The following is a 17,283-nucleotide window of genomic DNA, read 5'->3' as shown; positions in this document are numbered from 1 at the left end:
ATGAGGTGAACGAAGCGGAGGGTGGCGACTCCTGCAGGATGTGACGGCAAGCTGAGCCTTTCCAGGGCTATGTCCTGAAAAGGCTCAGCTCCGCCCCTGCTGAAAGCGTCCGCCTGAAGCGAAGTGAACCGGTCAGCGAGCCTTAGACTCTTTTTGTCCCTGGCTCGTTTTTGTTTAGTAAAGACAACTATACTGGGCTGATACACAGCATTTCATTAGCTTATGGATGGTGAAAGTTTTTCCATTCACGCTGGATTAATAAAAGATTTTACTAATAGGTGCTTCATCCCTTATACTTAAGTCATTAAATGACTTATCCATTTTGAGAGGAGGCTGTGCGTAATGCTTCAAATGACAGCGACTTTAATTGGCTTCGTAGCTCTTATCGGACTGGTAGGCGGCGCCCTTATGTATTTTTTAAGAATTCCTTTAAATACAAAAGATGCGGAAAAAGTAGATCCTAAACCATAAAACATTGGCCATGCGCCAATGTTTTTTTACTTCAGCCTTCTTTATACAAGTTCAATTTAGCGATTTAGGAATAAAACAGGATCCGTCACCACAGATTACATAAAAAGGAGAATTTATAATGCAAAATCAAAAACATATGAGCGACACGAGAACGATTCAGACCAGCCATGTTCTCCCTCCTGATACAAATCACCATGGAACCTTATTTGGAGGAAAGCTTATGGCTTATATAGACAATGTAGCTTCAATTGCTGCCACAAAGTTAGCCAGAGCTGCTGTTGTGACTGCTTCCACTGATTCTGTAGACTTTTTAAAGCCAATCCGTGTGGGAGATGCGGTTACATTAGAAGCGTTTGTTACCTACACAGGCAAAAGTTCGATGGAAGTGTTTGTAAGGGTTACGACCGAAAAGCTTCTGACAGGTGAAGAATCAGTTGCTGCGATTTCCTTTCTTACCTTTGTGGCTTTGACTGAGGATGGGAAACCATCCAGAGTGCCTCAGATTATCGCTGAAACGGAAGAAGAGAAATGGCTCAATCAAACAGCAGAAAACCGGGCATCTCACAGAAAAGCAAGAAAGCTCCACAGTCAGGAGCTTGCACAATTCTTTTCAAAAAAACATCTGTAGTACAAACTTTATTTTCCCAGCCCCCTAAAGGCTGGGATTTTTTTGTCGATATATCTTAAGTGAGTTTACAATATATGAGTATTTTTTCTCACAAAACTCTTCATAAAGGAAAGTTTTTCTAGTACAATAGTTTTAGTTACATAAAGGACTTTAGATTTTAATTATTACTTATTTAATCGGAGGATACATATGAAATTATTAGCATGGGCCCTTTCACTGAGCCTTTTCATCACCCTGCTGTCAGGCTGTCAGTTTAATGAGCCGCAGGTAAAAAGCACTTCATTTAAGGCCACTATTGGAATTTTGCTTTCAGATACAGGTCTAGGAGATGGCTCCTTTAATGATGCTGCCTTCAAAGGGCTTGAACGCGCACGAAATGAACTGGGTGTGCGATTCGATTACCGCGAAGCTCCAGATGGCGATTATGAGGAAAAATTAAATGAATTGGTTAAAGAAGACATGGATTTGGTCATCGGTCTTGGATTTTCTGTTCAGGAAGCACTGGAAAAAGTCGCAAAAGAAAACCCTGATCAGTCCTTTCTTTTAATCGATGGTTCTTCTGATGTAGAAAATGTTATGTCGATGACCTTTAAAGAGCATGAAGCAAGCTTTCTTGTAGGTGTTGTCGCTGCCATGACGAGCAAAACCGGTGTGATTGGCTTTATCGGAGGAATGGATGCTGATGTCATTCACCGTTTTGAAGCAGGATACAGAGCCGGTGCCTTGCATGCTGATCCGGATATTGAGGTCATCACTGATTATGCTGGGGATTTTGGCGATGCTGAACTGGGCGGGAAGCTGGCTTCAGAACAAATTGATAAAAAAGCCGACTTTCTTTATCCTGCAGCCGGCTATACCGGGATTGGGGCGATATTAAAAGCTCAGGAAGAAGGCATCTTTGCTGCAGGTGTTGACGGAGATCAATTTTTCGTTGCAGAAAAAGCCGTTGTGACATCTATGATGAAAAATGTGGACATAGCTGTATTTGACCTCGTAGAAGCCCTTGTAAACGATTCAGGTGAAATGACTGACTACGAATTAGGACTTGCAGAAAACGGGGTGACCCTTGCTGAAATCAGATTGGCAGACTTATCGGTTACTCAGCAGGCGAAGCTTATAGATGCACGAAAAAAAATAATTTCCGGTGATTTAACTGTACCGGACAAAGTGAACTAGGAGGGTTTTATCATGGCACTGCGCAACCGTTTATTTTTACTCGCTTTCATCCCTCTCGTTCTCTCTACAATCATTATTGCAATAATTGTTTACCAAATGATTTCAGTAAATTCAGCTTCTGAGGAAGATGTGAATGTTCTCCTGGAAATTGAATCCTTAAATAGCGAACTGCTGATTTCCCAGCAGTCTCTTGCTAATTTTTCCCTCAGTCCAAATGAAAGCAATCGGCTGAACACACAAAATCAGCTGATGGCTACAGAGGAAAATATTACACAGCTTGCAGGAATTCTGCCGACAGCGGACTTAAAAAATCAGCTTGGAATTATACAAAGCAAGTATGAAGAACTGATAAAAGTAGCCGGTGATGCCCTTGACCAGGGTTCTGTATCCGAAACAAGCAGACAGGCGTCCAGAATGGCTGGAATAACAAATGACCTTTATTTGCTAGACAGTATGGCAGATGATTGGCACAGCAATAAAGTACAAATAACCGAACAGAAAATCAATTTCATTGTTACATTTGCTCTATGTTCAATGGCAGTCATCATTCTTTTATCTATAGCCGTAACATTACTGATTTCTAAAAGAATAACTCTTCCTTTAAATCAAATGGTCGAAAACGCAAAACGGGTTGCAGAAGGAGATTTGACCATTACTCTCCCTCCAAGCCGTTCATCAAAATTTGAAATCGATCAGTTAAACCAGTCATTTAATCATATGATCACAAATCTCCGCGGCACGGTAACTTCAATCGAAAAAATTGGGGACCGGGTTAACAGCTTTACAGGCGATATCTTCAACCGGATGACCGGCCTGACGGAAAGCAGTTCACAGGTAGCTGCTTCAACAGAAGAACTGGCAAAAGGCAGTTACTCTATTTCTGAGGACGTTCAGTCCACAGCGCAGCTGATGACAGAAATGAATCATACGTTCGGGGAAAGTGTTGCCATCGGCAGAGAGTCTTCTGATAAAGGGAAGGAAGCTTTGCATTCTGTACAATCCGGACGCGAATCCCTTGTTATGCAGGAACAATATGCACAAAAAGTAGCGGAGTCCTCACGCTCAATAAAAATTGCAATTGATCAGTTCACGGAGTATGCAGGAGAAATTCAACAGGCAGCTGTATTTGTCCGTAGTATTGCAGACCAAACCAACCTTCTCTCTTTAAATGCAGCAATTGAGGCTGCAAGAGCAGGTGAGGCTGGAAAAGGATTTGCTGTAGTAGCAAACGAAGTTAAAAAGCTCGCAGAGGACTCATCTCAGGCAACCGACAAAATTTCAGTTATGGTGCAAAACATTCAAAAAGGCATTTCTGCTATAGTCGATGCAGCTCACGAAGGACAGACATTATCTTCTAAGCAGCTTGAATCAATGGATGAAACAGAAGCTGCTTTTAAAATCATTTCATCAAAGGTTAAAGCAATTGACGACCAGCTCGGTTCTCTCGTGGAAAGCATGCAGCAATCCAGCACTCAATCCAATCAAGTGGTGATTGCCATTGAAAATATTTCAGCTGTTTCTGAGCAAACCGCAGCTGGAACTGAAGAAATTTATGCTTCAACAGATGAACAGCTCCGCGCTTTTGAAGAAATGAATAAGCAAATTGATGTGTTATCTGAGATGAGTAAAGATATGAAGTTGCAAATCAATCAATTTACGTTGCCAAATGTAAGCGAGACAGAAACTGCAACGCATGAAAAGAACGAATAAGCTTATTTCAGCTTTTTTCAATTTTTCAGACCATCCACCTATATATGTTCAAATGTCTGCTTAATTTAGAGGATGAGTCACTCGTTCTATTTTCCCTCCAGTGTTCAAAGATCTTTATTTTAATAAAAGAAAGCTTCTATAAGTCAATTAGTGACAAAATACCAGCCGAAAGTCAGCAATAATGCAGTTCCAGAGAGGTTTGTTTTATACTTCTTCCGCAAAAATAAACGTTTAAGAACCTGTCATTCAATGTGATGACGGGTTTTTTTCATTACAGATCGATTATTATTTTATTACAGCAGATCGAATTATTTTAAGAAGGAAAACGCTTCACCCCCTTTTATATAGGTGTTTCCCCTCTTTTTCTACTATTGTAAAAACTTCGTCTATTTTGTAATATACAATTTCTCCATCATTCGACTCTCCAACTCTCTTTAAAAATAGTCTATACTACACGGAAGAGCACTCAGGTCAGCGTTTACCCAAGAAGCAGTAAATTATTTCCACAGCTGAGGGATAAAAAGATAACATGAATCTTTCTTCCTCCTCTGTCTAAATTCGACAGAAATAGAGTTGAACGCGGCTGAAAAGTGCCTATATTTGACAATCTACAATCCACATAAACTATAACAATGATATCGGAGGAATAATACATGCTATCAAACGCTGAAATCGGAATCGACTTAGGAACGGCTAATATACTGGTATATAGTAAAAATAAAGGCATCATTATGAATGAGCCTTCTGTAGTAGCAATCGATATTAACACCAAAAAGGTCCTGGCAGTTGGGATCGACGCCAAAAATATGATTGGTAAAACACCTGGCAATATTGTCGCAGTCCGCCCTTTAAAAGACGGTGTAATTGCAGACTTTGATGTGACAACGGACATGCTGAAACATATAATGGGGACTATTGGTAAGAAACTTGGTTTTTCTATGCGCAAACCGAGCGTGGTCGTGTGTACCCCATCAGGAGCAACCTCAGTAGAACGGAGAGCCATTCATGATGCAGTGAAGAACAGCGGTGCAAAAGCTGTCCACCTGATTGAAGAGCCTGTAGCAGCGGCTATCGGAGCAGACCTTCCTGTAGGAGAACCTGTAGCCAACGTCATTGTCGACATTGGCGGCGGGACTACAGAGGTAGCCATTATTTCGTACGGCGGCGTTGTATCGTGCAATACGATTCGTGTTGCAGGAGATAAAATGGATGAAGATATTGTTCAATATATTCGTAAATCCTACAATTTATTAATCGGTGAACGGACTGCTGAACAGATTAAAATGGAAATCGGCTATGCCCCTATTGAACATGAAAGTCTTGAAATGGAAATTAGAGGCCGTGATCTTGTGACGGGACTGCCCAAAACCATCTCACTAACATCAAAAGAGGTTCAGCAGGCCATTCAGGAGTCATTATCAAGCATTCTTGAAGCCATCCGGGCAACGTTGGAAAACTGTCCTCCCGAACTAAGCGGAGATATTGTAGACCGCGGAGTTATTTTATCCGGAGGCGGAGCCCTTTTAAATGGAGTACAGCAGTGGCTAAGCGAGGAAATTGTCGTTCCCGTACACATTGCACCAAATCCGCTTGAATCTGTAGCAATAGGTACAGGAAAATCTTTATCTGTTATTGATAAGCTTCAAAAAATAGCCAGATAACAAGGAACAAACCTTAATCTGCGCATCAGCGGCGAAGACTCAGAAAACAGCGATTTTCTTTCTGAAAATCGCTGTTTTTTGCGTTTATTCTTTTTTATTCAGGGTAAACACTTTTCCTTTTAGAAAAAGTGATCTAAACTATAAGTTGTTTCGTTTACTTATTAACACGGAAATTGTTAAGTGGCTCTTGTTCCCGTATGATAGAACTATCATATTTTTCAGCAAAGGAGTTTGTTATGTCGGGACCACAAGATATTGAACTATATCAGCAGCTATTGCAGAAAGACAAGGGAGCATTAGAGTCATTGTATGACCGCTACCACAAATTAATTTATTCGTTTTCTTTCCGCATGACTAAGGATACGACTCTGGCAGAAGAAGTCGTACAGGAAGTATTTATTAAGCTGTGGAATTCTCACTCACCATATAGTGAAGAAAAAGGAAAATTTTCCTCCTGGCTCCTCACCATGACTCGGAACACTGCTTTGGATCACTTGCGCAAACAGTCCTCCAAGCCGGCGGTCGAGTTTGAAGAAAGAGATTCACTAAAGGAAACAGCAGAAACACCGAGTGATCTTCTTGAAGAAAAAGAGAAAAACCTGCTTGTGCGCCGCTCCGTTCAAAAATTAAAAAAAGAACAGCGCCATATTATTGAATTATTTTATTTTCAGGGATTAACCCATGAAAAAATTTCAGACAGGACGGGACTGCCGCTCGGTACTGTTAAAGGAAGAATACGGCTGGCATTAAAGCATCTGAAATCGCATCTACACGAGGAGGGAGGAAAAGCCAATGGCTAAACTCGGAGCTGAATGTGATCAAATTATCGATTATTTTAACGGGCACTTATCACAGGCGGAAAAAGAAGCATTTGAACATCATCTAGAACATTGTCCAGAATGTCAGGCAGAACTGGCAGAATGGAACGCCTTGATTGAAGACCTTCCTTATGATTCAGAGCCTGTATCACCGCCTGAAGGAATGAAGGAAAGAGTTCTGACAGCGGTTTTTGCAGAAGAGTCATCTGAACTGAATACAGCTCCCGCAGAACCTGCGCTGGTTGAAGAAAGCAAATCTAAATCTTCCTCCCAATTTAGACGTTCTTCAGCGAAGTGGGCCCTGCCGGCAGCTGCTGCTTTACTTCTTTCTCTGGGTGGCAATGCATTTTTGTACAATGAATTACAGCAGCAATCAACAGAATTATCGCAAACCCAGGATACGGTCGATGAACTGCTCCAATATGTAACCCTATCGCCAACCGGCGAAGCTGAAACCAGCCCTGCGGCGACTGCCTCCATTGTGAGAACAGGGTCTGAGGTCAACGTGGTGATCAACGCCTCGTCACTAGGACCGCTTGCAAATGATGAAGTCTATCAGGTCTGGCTAATCGAAGGCGAAAGTCCGAAAAGAGCCGGTACGTTTGTAGCCAGCGAATCCGGGGCCGGAGCTGTTGTATTTACACTTGATGAATTCAATTCGGATCAATGGAACCAGATTGCAATTTCACATGAACCCGATGCACAAAGCGAAACACCTGAAGGAGAAGTTATATTAGCCTCTGAGCTTTGATTGTATTCAAACTGCACGATTTAAAAACAAGCATGTCCCCGTGATCATGAATCACGGGGGCATGCTTGGTTCTTTGACTGCAGTATTCGAGCTGCCTTTTTTAACTAAAAGGACAGCTCTTTTTATTTGGAGCTGGTTCCGTCTGGCTTTTTAAAAAAGACGGCTGATATAAAAAGTTGGGTGAATTCCAGGTATTCTTGTATCGTTTGTGAAAAATATGAGAAGCTGCCGGTGAAACAGGCGGGATCAGCCAGGTCCAGTCTCCTGTCACCTCTCTCCCCGCATTCGCTTCCTTTTCTTCAAACAAAGCAAACTGGCTGCCTGCAGTATGATGGTCCACCATGCTTACCCCTGCCTGCTTGAAAGAATCCAATACAGCCTGATTAAGCTCAATGATCGCCCTGTCCTTCCAAAGATTTGATGATAGTTGAGTGGATAAATTCATCTTATCCGCTACTGAAGGGAGCTCATTGTATCTTTTTTCATCTGCAAAGTTGCGTGCAGCAATTTCAGTTTCCATATACCAGCCGTTAAAAGGGGCTGCAATGTACTCCAGTCCGCCTATTTCCAATTTCATATCGGAAATAATGGGAACGGCATACCACTTTAATTCAAGCTCATTAATACCGGGAATCCCCCTGTGAGTAATCGGCACTTCTTTTACAATGGAAGAGGGAATGCTGAAGTAAAAAGGCTCCCCTTCATTTATCTGAGCAACGATCGGCAATACATCGTATTTGCTGCCTTCGCCTCTCCATCCCAGAGATTCGCAAAACTTAGTAAAAGTAACCGAATGAGGGTCCCCTGTTACTTCTCCATTTTCCCCGCGATAGCCGGCATAACGGATCAGCTGATGATTCAATATCCTTATCGCATCCTTGTTGTCTTCGCGGGGGGCAAAGACCGTGATGGTGGATCTTATTTTCCCATCATTTGTGGCGTATTCTATATGATTAAGCAAGGCTTTTTTTACTTCGTCCTTTGTTAATGCCGTTCTGGCATCCACAACATGCAGACTGTTCCAAAACAGGCGTCCAATACAACGGTTGCTGTTGCGCCACGCAGCTCTCGCACCAAATTGAAGCTCACTTGCAGTATGTGAATACGTACCTGTTATCTCAATGTCGCGCTGAATTTCTTTAAGTCTCTCATCTTTTTCGTGTGTACTTATATTCATCTCACGGCAGTATAGATGAATAAAAGATTCTGCTTTATCAACTAATAAGTTTGTCATCATCATACGCCCTTTGCTACTCACAAATTTGATCTTTTATTATCATAGCATGATCAAATTAACAAGGTCACAAAGAAGCGTTTAATTTCGTGAACGTCTTATGAAAGAAGATTATACCAGTCCTGATAGTCCTGCTCCGCTGACTCTCTTTCCTGATATAGCCGCTGCAGCTCTTCAATGCTTTTTTCCTCAGTTAGCTGCTGATCCAGTTCTTCCAGCTTTTTTTCAAGCACATCAAGTTTTTGCATCCACTCCTCCTCCCTTATTTCCTCGGAAATAGGAGGAGTTTTCTTTTGCGTAGATGGGCTTTTTCTCCCTTCCTTATTCCTTTTGATTTCGTTTTTCTGAACGGATTTTTCTTCGCTTTTCTCTTTTGCCCATTCGTATGAGCCTTCGAAAACAGATAACTTTTGATTTTCCAGCCAGGCAATTTTTGTGAACAGCTGGTTTAAAAAATACCTGTCATGTGAGATAGCTAAAATCGTACCATTAAACTCTCTCAACGCATCCTCCAGCACTTCCCGCGATTCAATATCAAGGTGATTGGTCGGTTCATCCAATAAGAGCACATTGCAGGATTGATGCATGAGGATGGCAAGCCGCAGCCTCATCCGCTCTCCTCCGCTCAATCCTGAAACCTTATTGAAGACATCTGCCCCGTAAAACAGGAAAGTGGCCAGTACATGCCTCGCTTCAGGTTCTGTCATTTCAAGATCTCTTCGGAATAAATCAATTACCCGGTCGCTTTTTTCAAATTGCAGCGCGTCCTGGGACAAGTACCCAATCCGGCAGCTGCTTCCTATTTTTACAGTACCTGAATTTGGCTTCTCTATGCCGAGAATAAGGCGAAACAGCGTCGATTTTCCCGTACCGTTATCTCCGATGACGGCCATTCGGTTTTGATGAAATAAAGAAAAAGAAACCTGCTTGAATAAAAGCTCATCATAGCCTTTTGTTACCTGATCAAACTCGATTACATCTTTTCCGCTTCTTTCTCCGGAGGTAAAAGCAAGGTTCATTTTTTTAGCTTCCAGGACCGGTTTTTTTAACCGTTCGATTTTTGCAAGGGCACGCTCCATACTTTTAGCTTTCCTGAAAAGTTTCTCGTTTGGAGGGTTTGCTTCATTTGCCCATTGACGCAGCCTTTTGATCGCCTCTTTCATTTTTTTAATTTTCTTCTGCTGTTCTTCATACGCATGAAACTCGTGCAGCAGCTTCTCTTCTTTCCGTTTTGTAAATTCTGTATAGCTGCATGAGTACACCGTTAATTCCCCATCTTCCAGATCTGCAATAGAGGTAACGGTTTTATCTAAGAAGTAGCGGTCATGAGAAATAGTCACCACTGCACCGGAATAGTGCTGAATAAACTGCTCCAGCCATTCAATTGAATGCAAGTCAAGATGATTTGTCGGTTCATCAAGCAAAAGCAAATCAGGCTTTTGCAATAGTAAAAGCGCCAATCCAAGCTTTGTTTGCTCACCCCCGCTCATTTCGCTAAAGGTACGAGCAAGCAAATGATCAATTTTGAGGCCATTTGTCACCGCGTCAATCTTAGATGAAAGTTCATAGCCGTTTTTCAGCTCAAATTCTTCCTGGAATGCCCCATATTGTTCGACTAAAAGTGAGAGCCTTTCTCCATCCGTTTCCTTAGATAATAAAGCCTCAAGCTCAGTCATTTGTTCCTGAATCAACAGTTCCTCCCTGAAGGCCTGCTTTAAAAATTCCTTTCCCGACATCTCTTTTGAAACAGAAGGGATTTGTGCCAGTGATCCAACCGTGCACTCTTTTTGCTTTGTTATAACGCCTTCGTCAGCTTCTTCCTCCCCGCTGATCAGTTTCAATAGAGTCGACTTACCACAGCCATTTCTGCCGACCAGACCTAAACGTTCCTGTTCCTTTATCGTGAGGGACAATTCCTCAAATATCATTGTCCCGCTAAATTCCTTCTTCACTGATTGTACTTGACATAGTATCATCATGAGTTCCTCCCAAACGATTGTTGAGAGACCTCTTTTCCATAAAAAATAGCCATAGGGCTACTTATCCCCACAGCTACGTAAACAGAGCCAGACATTCAGTATGCTTCGGACATACTCCTGCTCTATTTTGCTAATGTTAAGGTGATAAGAGATCTCTGAATGAAATTGGTTTCGTGCATTTGCTTAAAAAAGGACAGACTGCTCCCTTTGAGCGTATATGCATGAAAAATTCCACAGCAGATCGTAAGAAAACTTAAAATCGCTGAGAAAATCGCCAATTCATTACCCATCTCATTCACCTCCCAATCCGTTCAATCTAAAATATGACTTAATTATAGAGAATATTCTTACCAATTACAACGGCTTACGCTGTTTAAATTTTATATTTTCCATTTGCTCTGTTAAAAGAGTTGAACATTTGAATTTAAAGGTTCCTATAAAAACGTGCTTGCACCATAACCTACAAAACAGCATTGAACAAGGAAAAACGAAATTCTTATTTGAAATTGTCTGTGTGTTTTGGGGTAGTCGTTTTAGGTATCTACTAGTAGCTGGTATAAGGATCTATGCAGGGTATGAGGAGAGCGGAGCGGAAGGCAGCGACTCCAGCAGGAGATGACGGCAAGCTGATACTTTTTAGGGCAAGGTCCTGGAAAGGCTCAGCGCCGTCCCTGCGGAAAGCGTCCACCTGGCGCAGTGAACTTGTTAATAAGCTTAAGATACGTCGGAGCGTGGTGAAAATTGTTAAATTTATTGTTTTTAACAGAGCATAACCATAAAAAAAAACCGGTGAACCTTTTCTCTAGTTGAAAGGTCCACCGGTGAGTATTTACTTACTATGAAAATCAGGCAAGACGCTTAAAGTTCTGACCCAGTATTTCATTCATACTGTGTACGGTAATAAACGCCTTTTCATCCTGTGCACCGACAAAATTCTTCAGTCTGGACAAATCCTTGCGTCCAAGAATCGTTGTAATAACTTCTTTTTGTTCATAATTAAATGCGCCCTTAGCTGTATGAATCGTCGCTCCACAGCCAAGTTCTCTTACAATAAATTGACGGATTAAATCGCTTTTTTGACTGATAATCACGACTTCTTTATTCGCATTAAACTGCTGCAATGTATAATCAATCATTAAGCCATTTAAAATAACGCCAAAGAAAGCATACATACCGATCTGCGGCCCAAAGAGCAAAACAGATGAAAGCGCGACAGCTAAATCTGAAAAAAGAACTGCCCGTCCAATTTCAATACGAAAATACTTATTAATAATCATCGCAATAATATCTGTTCCGCCTGTTGAAGCCCGCTGATTAAAAACAATGGCCATCCCGATCGCCGCGATGCATTGTCCAATAATTAATTGTATAAGTATATCATCACTTAAAGGTGCTGAAACCGGAACAAGAAACTCCAGCAGCCAAACATAGCCGGATAAAGCAAAGCTCGTGTATACGGTTTTAGCGCCGAATTGAAAGCCCAGAAAAGCTACACCAAGTGCAAATAGCACAATGTTTACGATCACCATGAATAAACCAATTGACATTGAAGGAAAAAGGGAGTTTAAAACAATTGACATCCCGCTTACTCCACCTGTTGCCAAGCTGTTTGGTGAAAGAAAGAAATGCACATTCAGGGCGACGAAAAGTGCACCTAGATTCATTAATAAAAAGCTTGTAACTTTTTTCATACGAAATGCCCCCTAACGCTCAAGTTATAATCACAAGACCGCATTATACGCATGTCCTATGCCTATGTAAAGCGAGAAAGAGGATGCAGAATCGCATGTGAATTCAGTCAGTTTTTAAGATGCATGAAGATGTTTTTTTATTCATTATGACTTGCTTAGCGCACTTAGATCTGACAGTACAGTTGCAAGTTTGTCACTGTTCTTCTGGTACTTTAACCTGCTTTCATCATCTGCTGCATACATGGATAGAAGATCCAGGTCTGCTTTGGATTTCTCCAGTACCGCCTTTATTACTTTTCTTTGGTCAGTTAGATTACCTGAAACAGGATCATCATAAAGATCCAGGTGCAGCTGTCCAAATGAATTAATCTGGGCTAAAAAAACATCTTCAATTTTCTTCTTTTTCTTTGCCAGCTGCGATGTTAGCCATGATTCATCCTTCCCGATGGAAGCAAGCGTTTTTATCATCACGGCACCATCCATAATTACCGTGCATGGCTCTTTTTCTTCAGCAATGGAAAGGTCGATATCTTTTGGAGTTAACGGCCTATTTTCCTTTTTTAACAGGACATTCAAATCACCTGTCGGCTCTAAAATGGCAAACTCTACATCCGACACTTCAAATACTTCTTTTTTTCGAAGAAGCTCCATTAATTCATCCGTTGTGTAGCTCTCTTTTTTCATACTTTCTTCAATAATATTGCCGTTTTGAATAATAACGGTTCCTTTACCTTCAAAGAAATCACGCAGCTTCTTATTTTTCATCGATAATTTGTCTATAAGGATGGGAATGGCAATAAAAGAGGCGATGCCAATAATTCCATGAAAAAAACTTCGATCCAGTCCAGTTATAACCTCTGCTCCGATACTTCCTGCTGTAATCCCTATCACATATTCAAAAAAAGACAGCTGGGAGATCTGCTTTTTTCCAAGCACCTTCGTCATGAAAAATAGTACAATTAACATGGCAAGCCCTCTGCCTACAACAATCAGCCAATCCGGCATCTGATCACTCCTCCCTATCAGGCTGCTTTATCACTGCCCGGCGATATCTTCCTGCATCATTTGATTTTTCATCTCATGAATCACTTCACTAACCTGTATCATCGCTTCGCTGTAAAACTTTTTTTCTTCTATTGCTGTTGCCTTAACCGCCTGCTCAGCCAATTGGCGTTCTACCTTTTTTAAATTCACCAGACAGTCTCTCACTTGGACGTTACTCATCTCTTCCCCCCTGGTTTTTACTCTTTACTCATTATGGGGAACTTGCTATGTGGTTATGCAATAAGGAGGAATTTACTTAGAAATATGCTTGAAGGAGTATTTTAAATGGCTAACTGATAACTGCATTGGAACAGACAAACTTAAATCTTTTAGGGGTAACGCCTGGTACGTGATTACACCCCCTGCTTTAAATAAACATATGATAAAAAAATCGTGTAGTGGGGGGACTTCTAGAAATGTATTCACATTCTTCTCAGCATCCTCAATATTTTCAGCAAAACAGCAACACAACACTGATAGATGATATTCAAAAAGCGATTCACGCAGAATTTAGTGCGATCGCCTGTTATGAAAAGTTAGCAGCACGATCACCCTCGCAGGAAGTGAGAGAAAAAATAGTCAAGATCCAAAAAGATGAAAAGCGTCACCTGGGAGAGTTCAGCAGAATTTATACCCATTTAACAGGTACACAGCCAACTTATACTGTGATCGAGGAATGTCCGGAGCAATTTAGGGCAGGAATTGAATTTGCCTTTAAAGATGAACAAGAAGCGGTGGATTTTTATTTAGATATAGCAGACAACTCTCAGGATGCTTTTATTAAAGACAGATTTCAACGTGCTGCTGCAGACGAACAAAACCATGCGGTATGGTTTTTGTATTTACTGCAAAAATCACCTCTGTCACAACCTGATCGACAAATTGAAAATTACGGTGCTAAGGGTGCTTTAAGTTCTTCCTCATTGTCCATAGCTCAAATGCTCACATATGCCCTGCAGGACGAATATTTAGCTCAAGCAAGATACAATGATATTCTAAATAATTTGGGATATATTCGGACATTTGCACAAATTAAAGAAGCAGAATTGAGACATATTAATGCTCTAATACCTCTTTTTCAACGATATCAAGTACCTATACCGGAAGATCTATCTCAGCCCTTCGTTACCACTCCAGAGAATAATAAAGAGGCCTATGCTGCAGGCGTTCAAGGAGAAATAGAAAACATCTCTATGTATGAAAAATTTTTATCATTTGAGATTCCTTTAGATATGAGAACCGTATTTTCACAACTTCGAAACGCTTCTTTAAATCACCTTGCCGCATTTGAGAGAGGGCTAGCGAGGTTTTAGGTTTACCTTTATGATTTAAAATTAATAATTCTATTAGTAGAAGCTAAGCTACTCCTAGATTACCTTGTTAAAATGGCAGAGAAAATTAATTGCAAAAGAGGTCGGGACAAAAGTGCCTCAACCTCTTCTAACCGGTTCTCTGCGCTTCAGGCGGACGCTTTCCACAGGGACGGCGCTTAGCCTCCTTGGGCTTTGCCCTGCGGAGTCTAAGCTTGCCGTCGCAACCTGCAGGAGTCGTCACCTTCCGCTCCGTTCACCTATGTTTTTCTATTTGAACAAAATTAATCTACCGTTTTGGTAATTGGACTTATTCATCTTTAAAGTAATCAAAATCAATTGCTTTAACAATAAAGGTCTGATTTATATCTACTCCAACATTGTAAGAGATCATTAATTTTGAAAGTTCGATCCCGTCAATTAAAATTATTTTCTTTGATTCAAGACGCTCTGCATATTTTTTCGCACCTTCAGTAAAATAGGAGGTTGTTATAAATACACCTTTTCTTGCACCTTTTCCGTCCAAAGCACCGGAAAAACTCTGAACTATTTCCCTGCCTACTGAGTTATTGGCTGCGAATCTTTTTGCCTGAACGTAAATATTATCCAAACCTAACTTATCTTCTTTAATTACCCCGTCAAGTCCTTCATCGTTTGTCCTCTGAGTTACATGACCATCCCCATATCCCATGACCGTTAGTAATTCAACGACAATATCCTCAAACTTCATCCAATGAACATTTCTCAGTTTTTTAAGAAGGTTTTCAGCTAATTCATTGTTCAACTCGTCTAACTTTTCTTTTACTACCGTTATTGGATCTACATTTCTCTCGAGTTCTTCAATCTCTTCTGTTATTTCCGAATTGCTCTCATTAAGTAATTCGCGTCCCTCATCTGTTATTCTATATGTCAATCTGCTCACTTCTTCTATGTAATTCTCTTTCTTTAAGCTATATCTGACTCCTCTTATTCTTGATAATAGAATAATATCAGATGTATTTTCGTAACGCATATGTCGTTGTATTTCAGATAAATTAAAGTGCTTCACAATTTTTTCTGTAATATCACTTGCAGTATATATATTTCCATCTTTGATAAGTTCAAGATAAGGTATCATTAACTGACCTGAGGATGGAATGGATTCTTTTATATTCTCATCAAATAGATTTTGAACTGGTTTTAACTTTTTTTGATTTAGTATTAGGTTTTCTTCTTCTTCAGAATTAGGAACACCCTGGGTTAAAAATATTTTCTTAAGATCTGAAGCTGTATATCCCGCATCGTTCATCCTTTTTAAGAACTTCATGATCCTTAAAGATTCGTTAGTGTACATTATTCGGTTATTTGAAAGTTCGTAAGGAATAAAATCTGAAAAGTTTTTCACCCACCGTCTTCCGTTAGCTTCAGACCATCCAGTCATTTTCGACATCTTAGTTTTAGTCAATAAGTTTTTCACCGTTCGTCTGCACCTCCTTTATATTACTTTTACTGTTTAATTTTAACATATATAATCCGTCGATTCTCCATATTAAAACGAAAAACACTCATCCATACTAATTTCATCCTAAATTTTTTGCAATGTGCAAATTTCAGGTGAAATAAAATGAATGAGTGCTCTATTCGTAACTAGACTAGTTTACCGATTATCCACCGTCTCCGGATACATATCATGATTCATCAGGCGATGAAATGCCATTTCTTCATACTTCGTCCCAGGCTTGCCGTAGTTGGTGTACGGGTCAATTGAAATTCCTCCACGCGGCGTGAATTTGCCCCATACTTCGATGTAACGAGGATCCATGAGTTCGATGAGGTCGTTCATGATGATGTTCATGCAGTCCTCGTGGAAGTCGCCGTGATTGCGGAATGAAAATAGGTAAAGCTTTAGGGATTTGCTTTCGACCATTTTTTGATCAGGGATGTAGCTGATGTAAATGGTGGCAAAATCAGGCTGGTTTGTTTTCGGACAGAGTGAGGTAAATTCAGGGCAGTTGAATTTAACAAAGTAATCTCTCCCCGCATGCTTGTTATCAAATGATTCAAGGACTTCAGGTGCATAGGTAAATGCGTATTCTGTTCCCTGATTTCCTAATAAGTTTACGCCTTCAAGCTCTTTATCTGTTCTTCCTGACATATTGTTTTCCTCCTATTAAAAGATGTAGCATCTTAAGTATAAACCAGAAAAAGGACACATCCCAAGGAATGTCTCCGATTAAAAATAATCCATGTTACTATACGCCTGATGACAAGATTAGTCAATACTTCTTGTAGGCAGTTTTACCGGCACGCCAATGGTTAAAGAAGGGTTTAATTTAAAGGGATCATAGTCTATTGGATAAACATCAAGGTGATTAAAACCGGAGCTATTAATGTGGTAGCCATGCTCCTCCACCCATCTGTAGAGCTGCTCGTAGCTTTTCCAGGCGTGCTGCCCTTTATGTTCCGTTATGGCATAGTCATGGGAGGGGATAATAATTTTATGCATATCCGGTGGAATGGGCTGTGATTTTATCGCCTCGGTGCCAATGTAATACGTAAATCCATCTATTCTGTCGTGGTAGGATAAGCCAATCAAATTGGAATGTACGTTGGTCAGCTGAAGCTCCTGCAGCCGGTCTTTCGATGCCTGAATGACGGGCTGAATGCTTCCGTGCGCTGCCGCTTCATACGTTCCTGTCCATTTCAGTCCGATAAAGTAAAAGCTTGATTTTCTGATAATCCTGCATTCCTTCATTTAAAAGGCTCCTTTCACCAGTTAGAATTAGAATGAAAAATCGTCCCACTTTACTTATTCTCCTTTTGCCTCTTTA

The 17,283-nt window shown here is 40.7% G+C and carries 17 protein-coding genes; 8 read left to right on the top strand and 9 right to left on the bottom strand.

The window, feature by feature from the left end; translation table 11 throughout:
• The first annotated feature begins 342 nt into the window (after window positions 1–342).
• From P6709_RS16255 to P6709_RS16225, 7 genes are all read left to right on the top strand, one after another.
• Window positions 343–471 (top strand): hypothetical protein, encoded by a 129-nt coding sequence (locus tag P6709_RS16255; protein ID WP_278241994.1) that lies wholly within the window; start codon window positions 343–345, stop codon window positions 469–471.
• 118 nt (window positions 472–589) lie between these two features.
• Window positions 590–1,099: an acyl-CoA thioesterase gene (locus P6709_RS16250; protein ID WP_278241993.1), complete on the top strand. Its 510-nt coding sequence runs from the start codon at window positions 590–592 to the stop codon at window positions 1,097–1,099.
• A 189-nt stretch (window positions 1,100–1,288) separates the two neighbouring features.
• Entirely contained in the window at window positions 1,289–2,275 is a 987-nt protein-coding gene (locus tag P6709_RS16245; protein WP_278241992.1) for a BMP family lipoprotein, read from the top strand.
• 12 nt (window positions 2,276–2,287) lie between these two features.
• The gene (locus P6709_RS16240; RefSeq protein ID WP_278241991.1) at window positions 2,288–3,985 is read left to right on the top strand and encodes a methyl-accepting chemotaxis protein; all 1,698 of its coding nucleotides are present in this window, start codon (window positions 2,288–2,290) and stop codon (window positions 3,983–3,985) included.
• Window positions 3,986–4,638: 653 nt separating this feature from the next.
• Window positions 4,639–5,646: a rod-share determining protein MreBH gene (gene mreBH, locus P6709_RS16235; protein ID WP_278241990.1), complete on the top strand. Its 1,008-nt coding sequence runs from the start codon at window positions 4,639–4,641 to the stop codon at window positions 5,644–5,646.
• A gap of 236 nt (window positions 5,647–5,882) precedes the next feature.
• Window positions 5,883–6,446 (top strand): RNA polymerase sigma factor, encoded by a 564-nt coding sequence (locus P6709_RS16230; protein WP_278241989.1) that lies wholly within the window; start codon window positions 5,883–5,885, stop codon window positions 6,444–6,446.
• Window positions 6,439–7,215, top strand: a complete 777-nt coding sequence (locus tag P6709_RS16225; RefSeq protein ID WP_278241988.1) for an anti-sigma factor domain-containing protein — start codon at window positions 6,439–6,441, stop codon at window positions 7,213–7,215. Before P6709_RS16230 ends, P6709_RS16225 begins: the two co-directional genes overlap by 8 nt.
• A gap of 100 nt (window positions 7,216–7,315) precedes the next feature.
• On the opposite strand, the gene P6709_RS16220 is transcribed toward P6709_RS16225, so the two are convergent.
• The 6 genes from P6709_RS16220 to P6709_RS16200 form a co-directional block, all read right to left on the bottom strand.
• Window positions 7,316–8,455, bottom strand: coding sequence for a nitric oxide synthase oxygenase (locus P6709_RS16220; RefSeq protein ID WP_278241987.1), 1,140 nt, complete (start codon window positions 8,453–8,455; stop codon window positions 7,316–7,318).
• Between the two features lie 92 nt (window positions 8,456–8,547).
• Entirely contained in the window at window positions 8,548–10,425 is a 1,878-nt protein-coding gene (abc-f, locus tag P6709_RS16215) for a ribosomal protection-like ABC-F family protein (RefSeq protein ID WP_278241986.1), read from the bottom strand.
• Between the two features lie 125 nt (window positions 10,426–10,550).
• Window positions 10,551–10,718 carry an RAxF-45 family protein gene (locus P6709_RS20575; protein ID WP_442905356.1) on the bottom strand — a complete coding sequence of 56 codons (168 nt, stop codon included), beginning with the start codon at window positions 10,716–10,718 and terminating at the stop codon, window positions 10,551–10,553.
• A gap of 555 nt (window positions 10,719–11,273) precedes the next feature.
• Window positions 11,274–12,119 (bottom strand): YitT family protein, encoded by an 846-nt coding sequence (locus P6709_RS16210; RefSeq protein WP_278241985.1) that lies wholly within the window; start codon window positions 12,117–12,119, stop codon window positions 11,274–11,276.
• 144 nt (window positions 12,120–12,263) lie between these two features.
• Complete coding sequence (locus tag P6709_RS16205) at window positions 12,264–13,124, bottom strand: DUF421 domain-containing protein (protein WP_278241984.1); 861 nt, start codon at window positions 13,122–13,124, stop codon at window positions 12,264–12,266.
• A 30-nt stretch (window positions 13,125–13,154) separates the two neighbouring features.
• Window positions 13,155–13,343 (bottom strand): hypothetical protein, encoded by a 189-nt coding sequence (locus P6709_RS16200; RefSeq protein WP_278241983.1) that lies wholly within the window; start codon window positions 13,341–13,343, stop codon window positions 13,155–13,157.
• Window positions 13,344–13,579: 236 nt separating this feature from the next.
• On the opposite strand from P6709_RS16200, the gene P6709_RS16195 reads away from it, so the two are divergent.
• Window positions 13,580–14,476, top strand: a complete 897-nt coding sequence (locus tag P6709_RS16195) for a ferritin family protein (protein ID WP_278241982.1) — start codon at window positions 13,580–13,582, stop codon at window positions 14,474–14,476.
• Between the two features lie 307 nt (window positions 14,477–14,783).
• Here P6709_RS16195 and P6709_RS16190 read toward each other — a convergent pair whose 3' ends face one another.
• The 3 genes from P6709_RS16190 to P6709_RS16180 all read right to left on the bottom strand — a co-directional run bounded on the left by P6709_RS16190 (window position 14,784) and on the right by P6709_RS16180 (window position 17,207).
• Entirely contained in the window at window positions 14,784–15,929 is a 1,146-nt protein-coding gene (locus P6709_RS16190) for a restriction endonuclease (RefSeq protein ID WP_278241981.1), read from the bottom strand.
• A 180-nt stretch (window positions 15,930–16,109) separates the two neighbouring features.
• Window positions 16,110–16,607 (bottom strand): preQ(1) synthase, encoded by a 498-nt coding sequence (queF, locus tag P6709_RS16185; protein WP_278241980.1) that lies wholly within the window; start codon window positions 16,605–16,607, stop codon window positions 16,110–16,112.
• 117 nt (window positions 16,608–16,724) lie between these two features.
• Window positions 16,725–17,207, bottom strand: coding sequence for a GyrI-like domain-containing protein (locus P6709_RS16180; protein WP_278241979.1), 483 nt, complete (start codon window positions 17,205–17,207; stop codon window positions 16,725–16,727).
• Between the last annotated feature and the right edge of the window lie 76 nt (window positions 17,208–17,283).

The organism is Jeotgalibacillus sp. ET6 (genome assembly GCF_029667115.1).
Taxonomy (GTDB): domain Bacteria; phylum Bacillota; class Bacilli; order Bacillales; family Jeotgalibacillaceae; genus Jeotgalibacillus.
The sequence above is the reverse complement of the archived record's forward strand: the minus strand, read 5'-3'. Positions and strand labels throughout refer to the sequence as shown.

Excerpts from the sequence above, each read along its gene's own strand:
- P6709_RS16245 (WP_278241992.1), top strand. The coding sequence starts at position 1,289 with ATGAAATTATTAGCATGGGCCCTTTCACTGAGCCTTTTCATCACCCTG.
- mreBH (WP_278241990.1), top strand. The coding sequence starts at position 4,639 with ATGCTATCAAACGCTGAAATCGGAATCGACTTAGGAACGGCTAATATA.
- P6709_RS16250 (WP_278241993.1), top strand. The coding sequence starts at position 590 with ATGCAAAATCAAAAACATATGAGCGACACGAGAACGATTCAGACCAGC.
- abc-f (WP_278241986.1), bottom strand. The coding sequence starts at position 10,425 with ATGATACTATGTCAAGTACAATCAGTGAAGAAGGAATTTAGCGGGACA.
- P6709_RS16225 (WP_278241988.1), top strand. The coding sequence starts at position 6,439 with ATGGCTAAACTCGGAGCTGAATGTGATCAAATTATCGATTATTTTAAC.
- P6709_RS16180 (WP_278241979.1), bottom strand. The coding sequence starts at position 17,207 with ATGAAGGAATGCAGGATTATCAGAAAATCAAGCTTTTACTTTATCGGA.
- P6709_RS16210 (WP_278241985.1), bottom strand. The coding sequence starts at position 12,119 with ATGAAAAAAGTTACAAGCTTTTTATTAATGAATCTAGGTGCACTTTTC.
- P6709_RS16200 (WP_278241983.1), bottom strand. The coding sequence starts at position 13,343 with ATGAGTAACGTCCAAGTGAGAGACTGTCTGGTGAATTTAAAAAAGGTA.
- P6709_RS20575 (WP_442905356.1), bottom strand. The coding sequence starts at position 10,718 with ATGGGTAATGAATTGGCGATTTTCTCAGCGATTTTAAGTTTTCTTACG.
- queF (WP_278241980.1), bottom strand. The coding sequence starts at position 16,607 with ATGTCAGGAAGAACAGATAAAGAGCTTGAAGGCGTAAACTTATTAGGA.
- P6709_RS16230 (WP_278241989.1), top strand. The coding sequence starts at position 5,883 with ATGTCGGGACCACAAGATATTGAACTATATCAGCAGCTATTGCAGAAA.
- P6709_RS16220 (WP_278241987.1), bottom strand. The coding sequence starts at position 8,455 with ATGATGATGACAAACTTATTAGTTGATAAAGCAGAATCTTTTATTCAT.
- P6709_RS16195 (WP_278241982.1), top strand. The coding sequence starts at position 13,580 with ATGTATTCACATTCTTCTCAGCATCCTCAATATTTTCAGCAAAACAGC.
- P6709_RS16205 (WP_278241984.1), bottom strand. The coding sequence starts at position 13,124 with ATGCCGGATTGGCTGATTGTTGTAGGCAGAGGGCTTGCCATGTTAATT.
- P6709_RS16240 (WP_278241991.1), top strand. The coding sequence starts at position 2,288 with ATGGCACTGCGCAACCGTTTATTTTTACTCGCTTTCATCCCTCTCGTT.
- P6709_RS16255 (WP_278241994.1), top strand. The coding sequence starts at position 343 with ATGCTTCAAATGACAGCGACTTTAATTGGCTTCGTAGCTCTTATCGGA.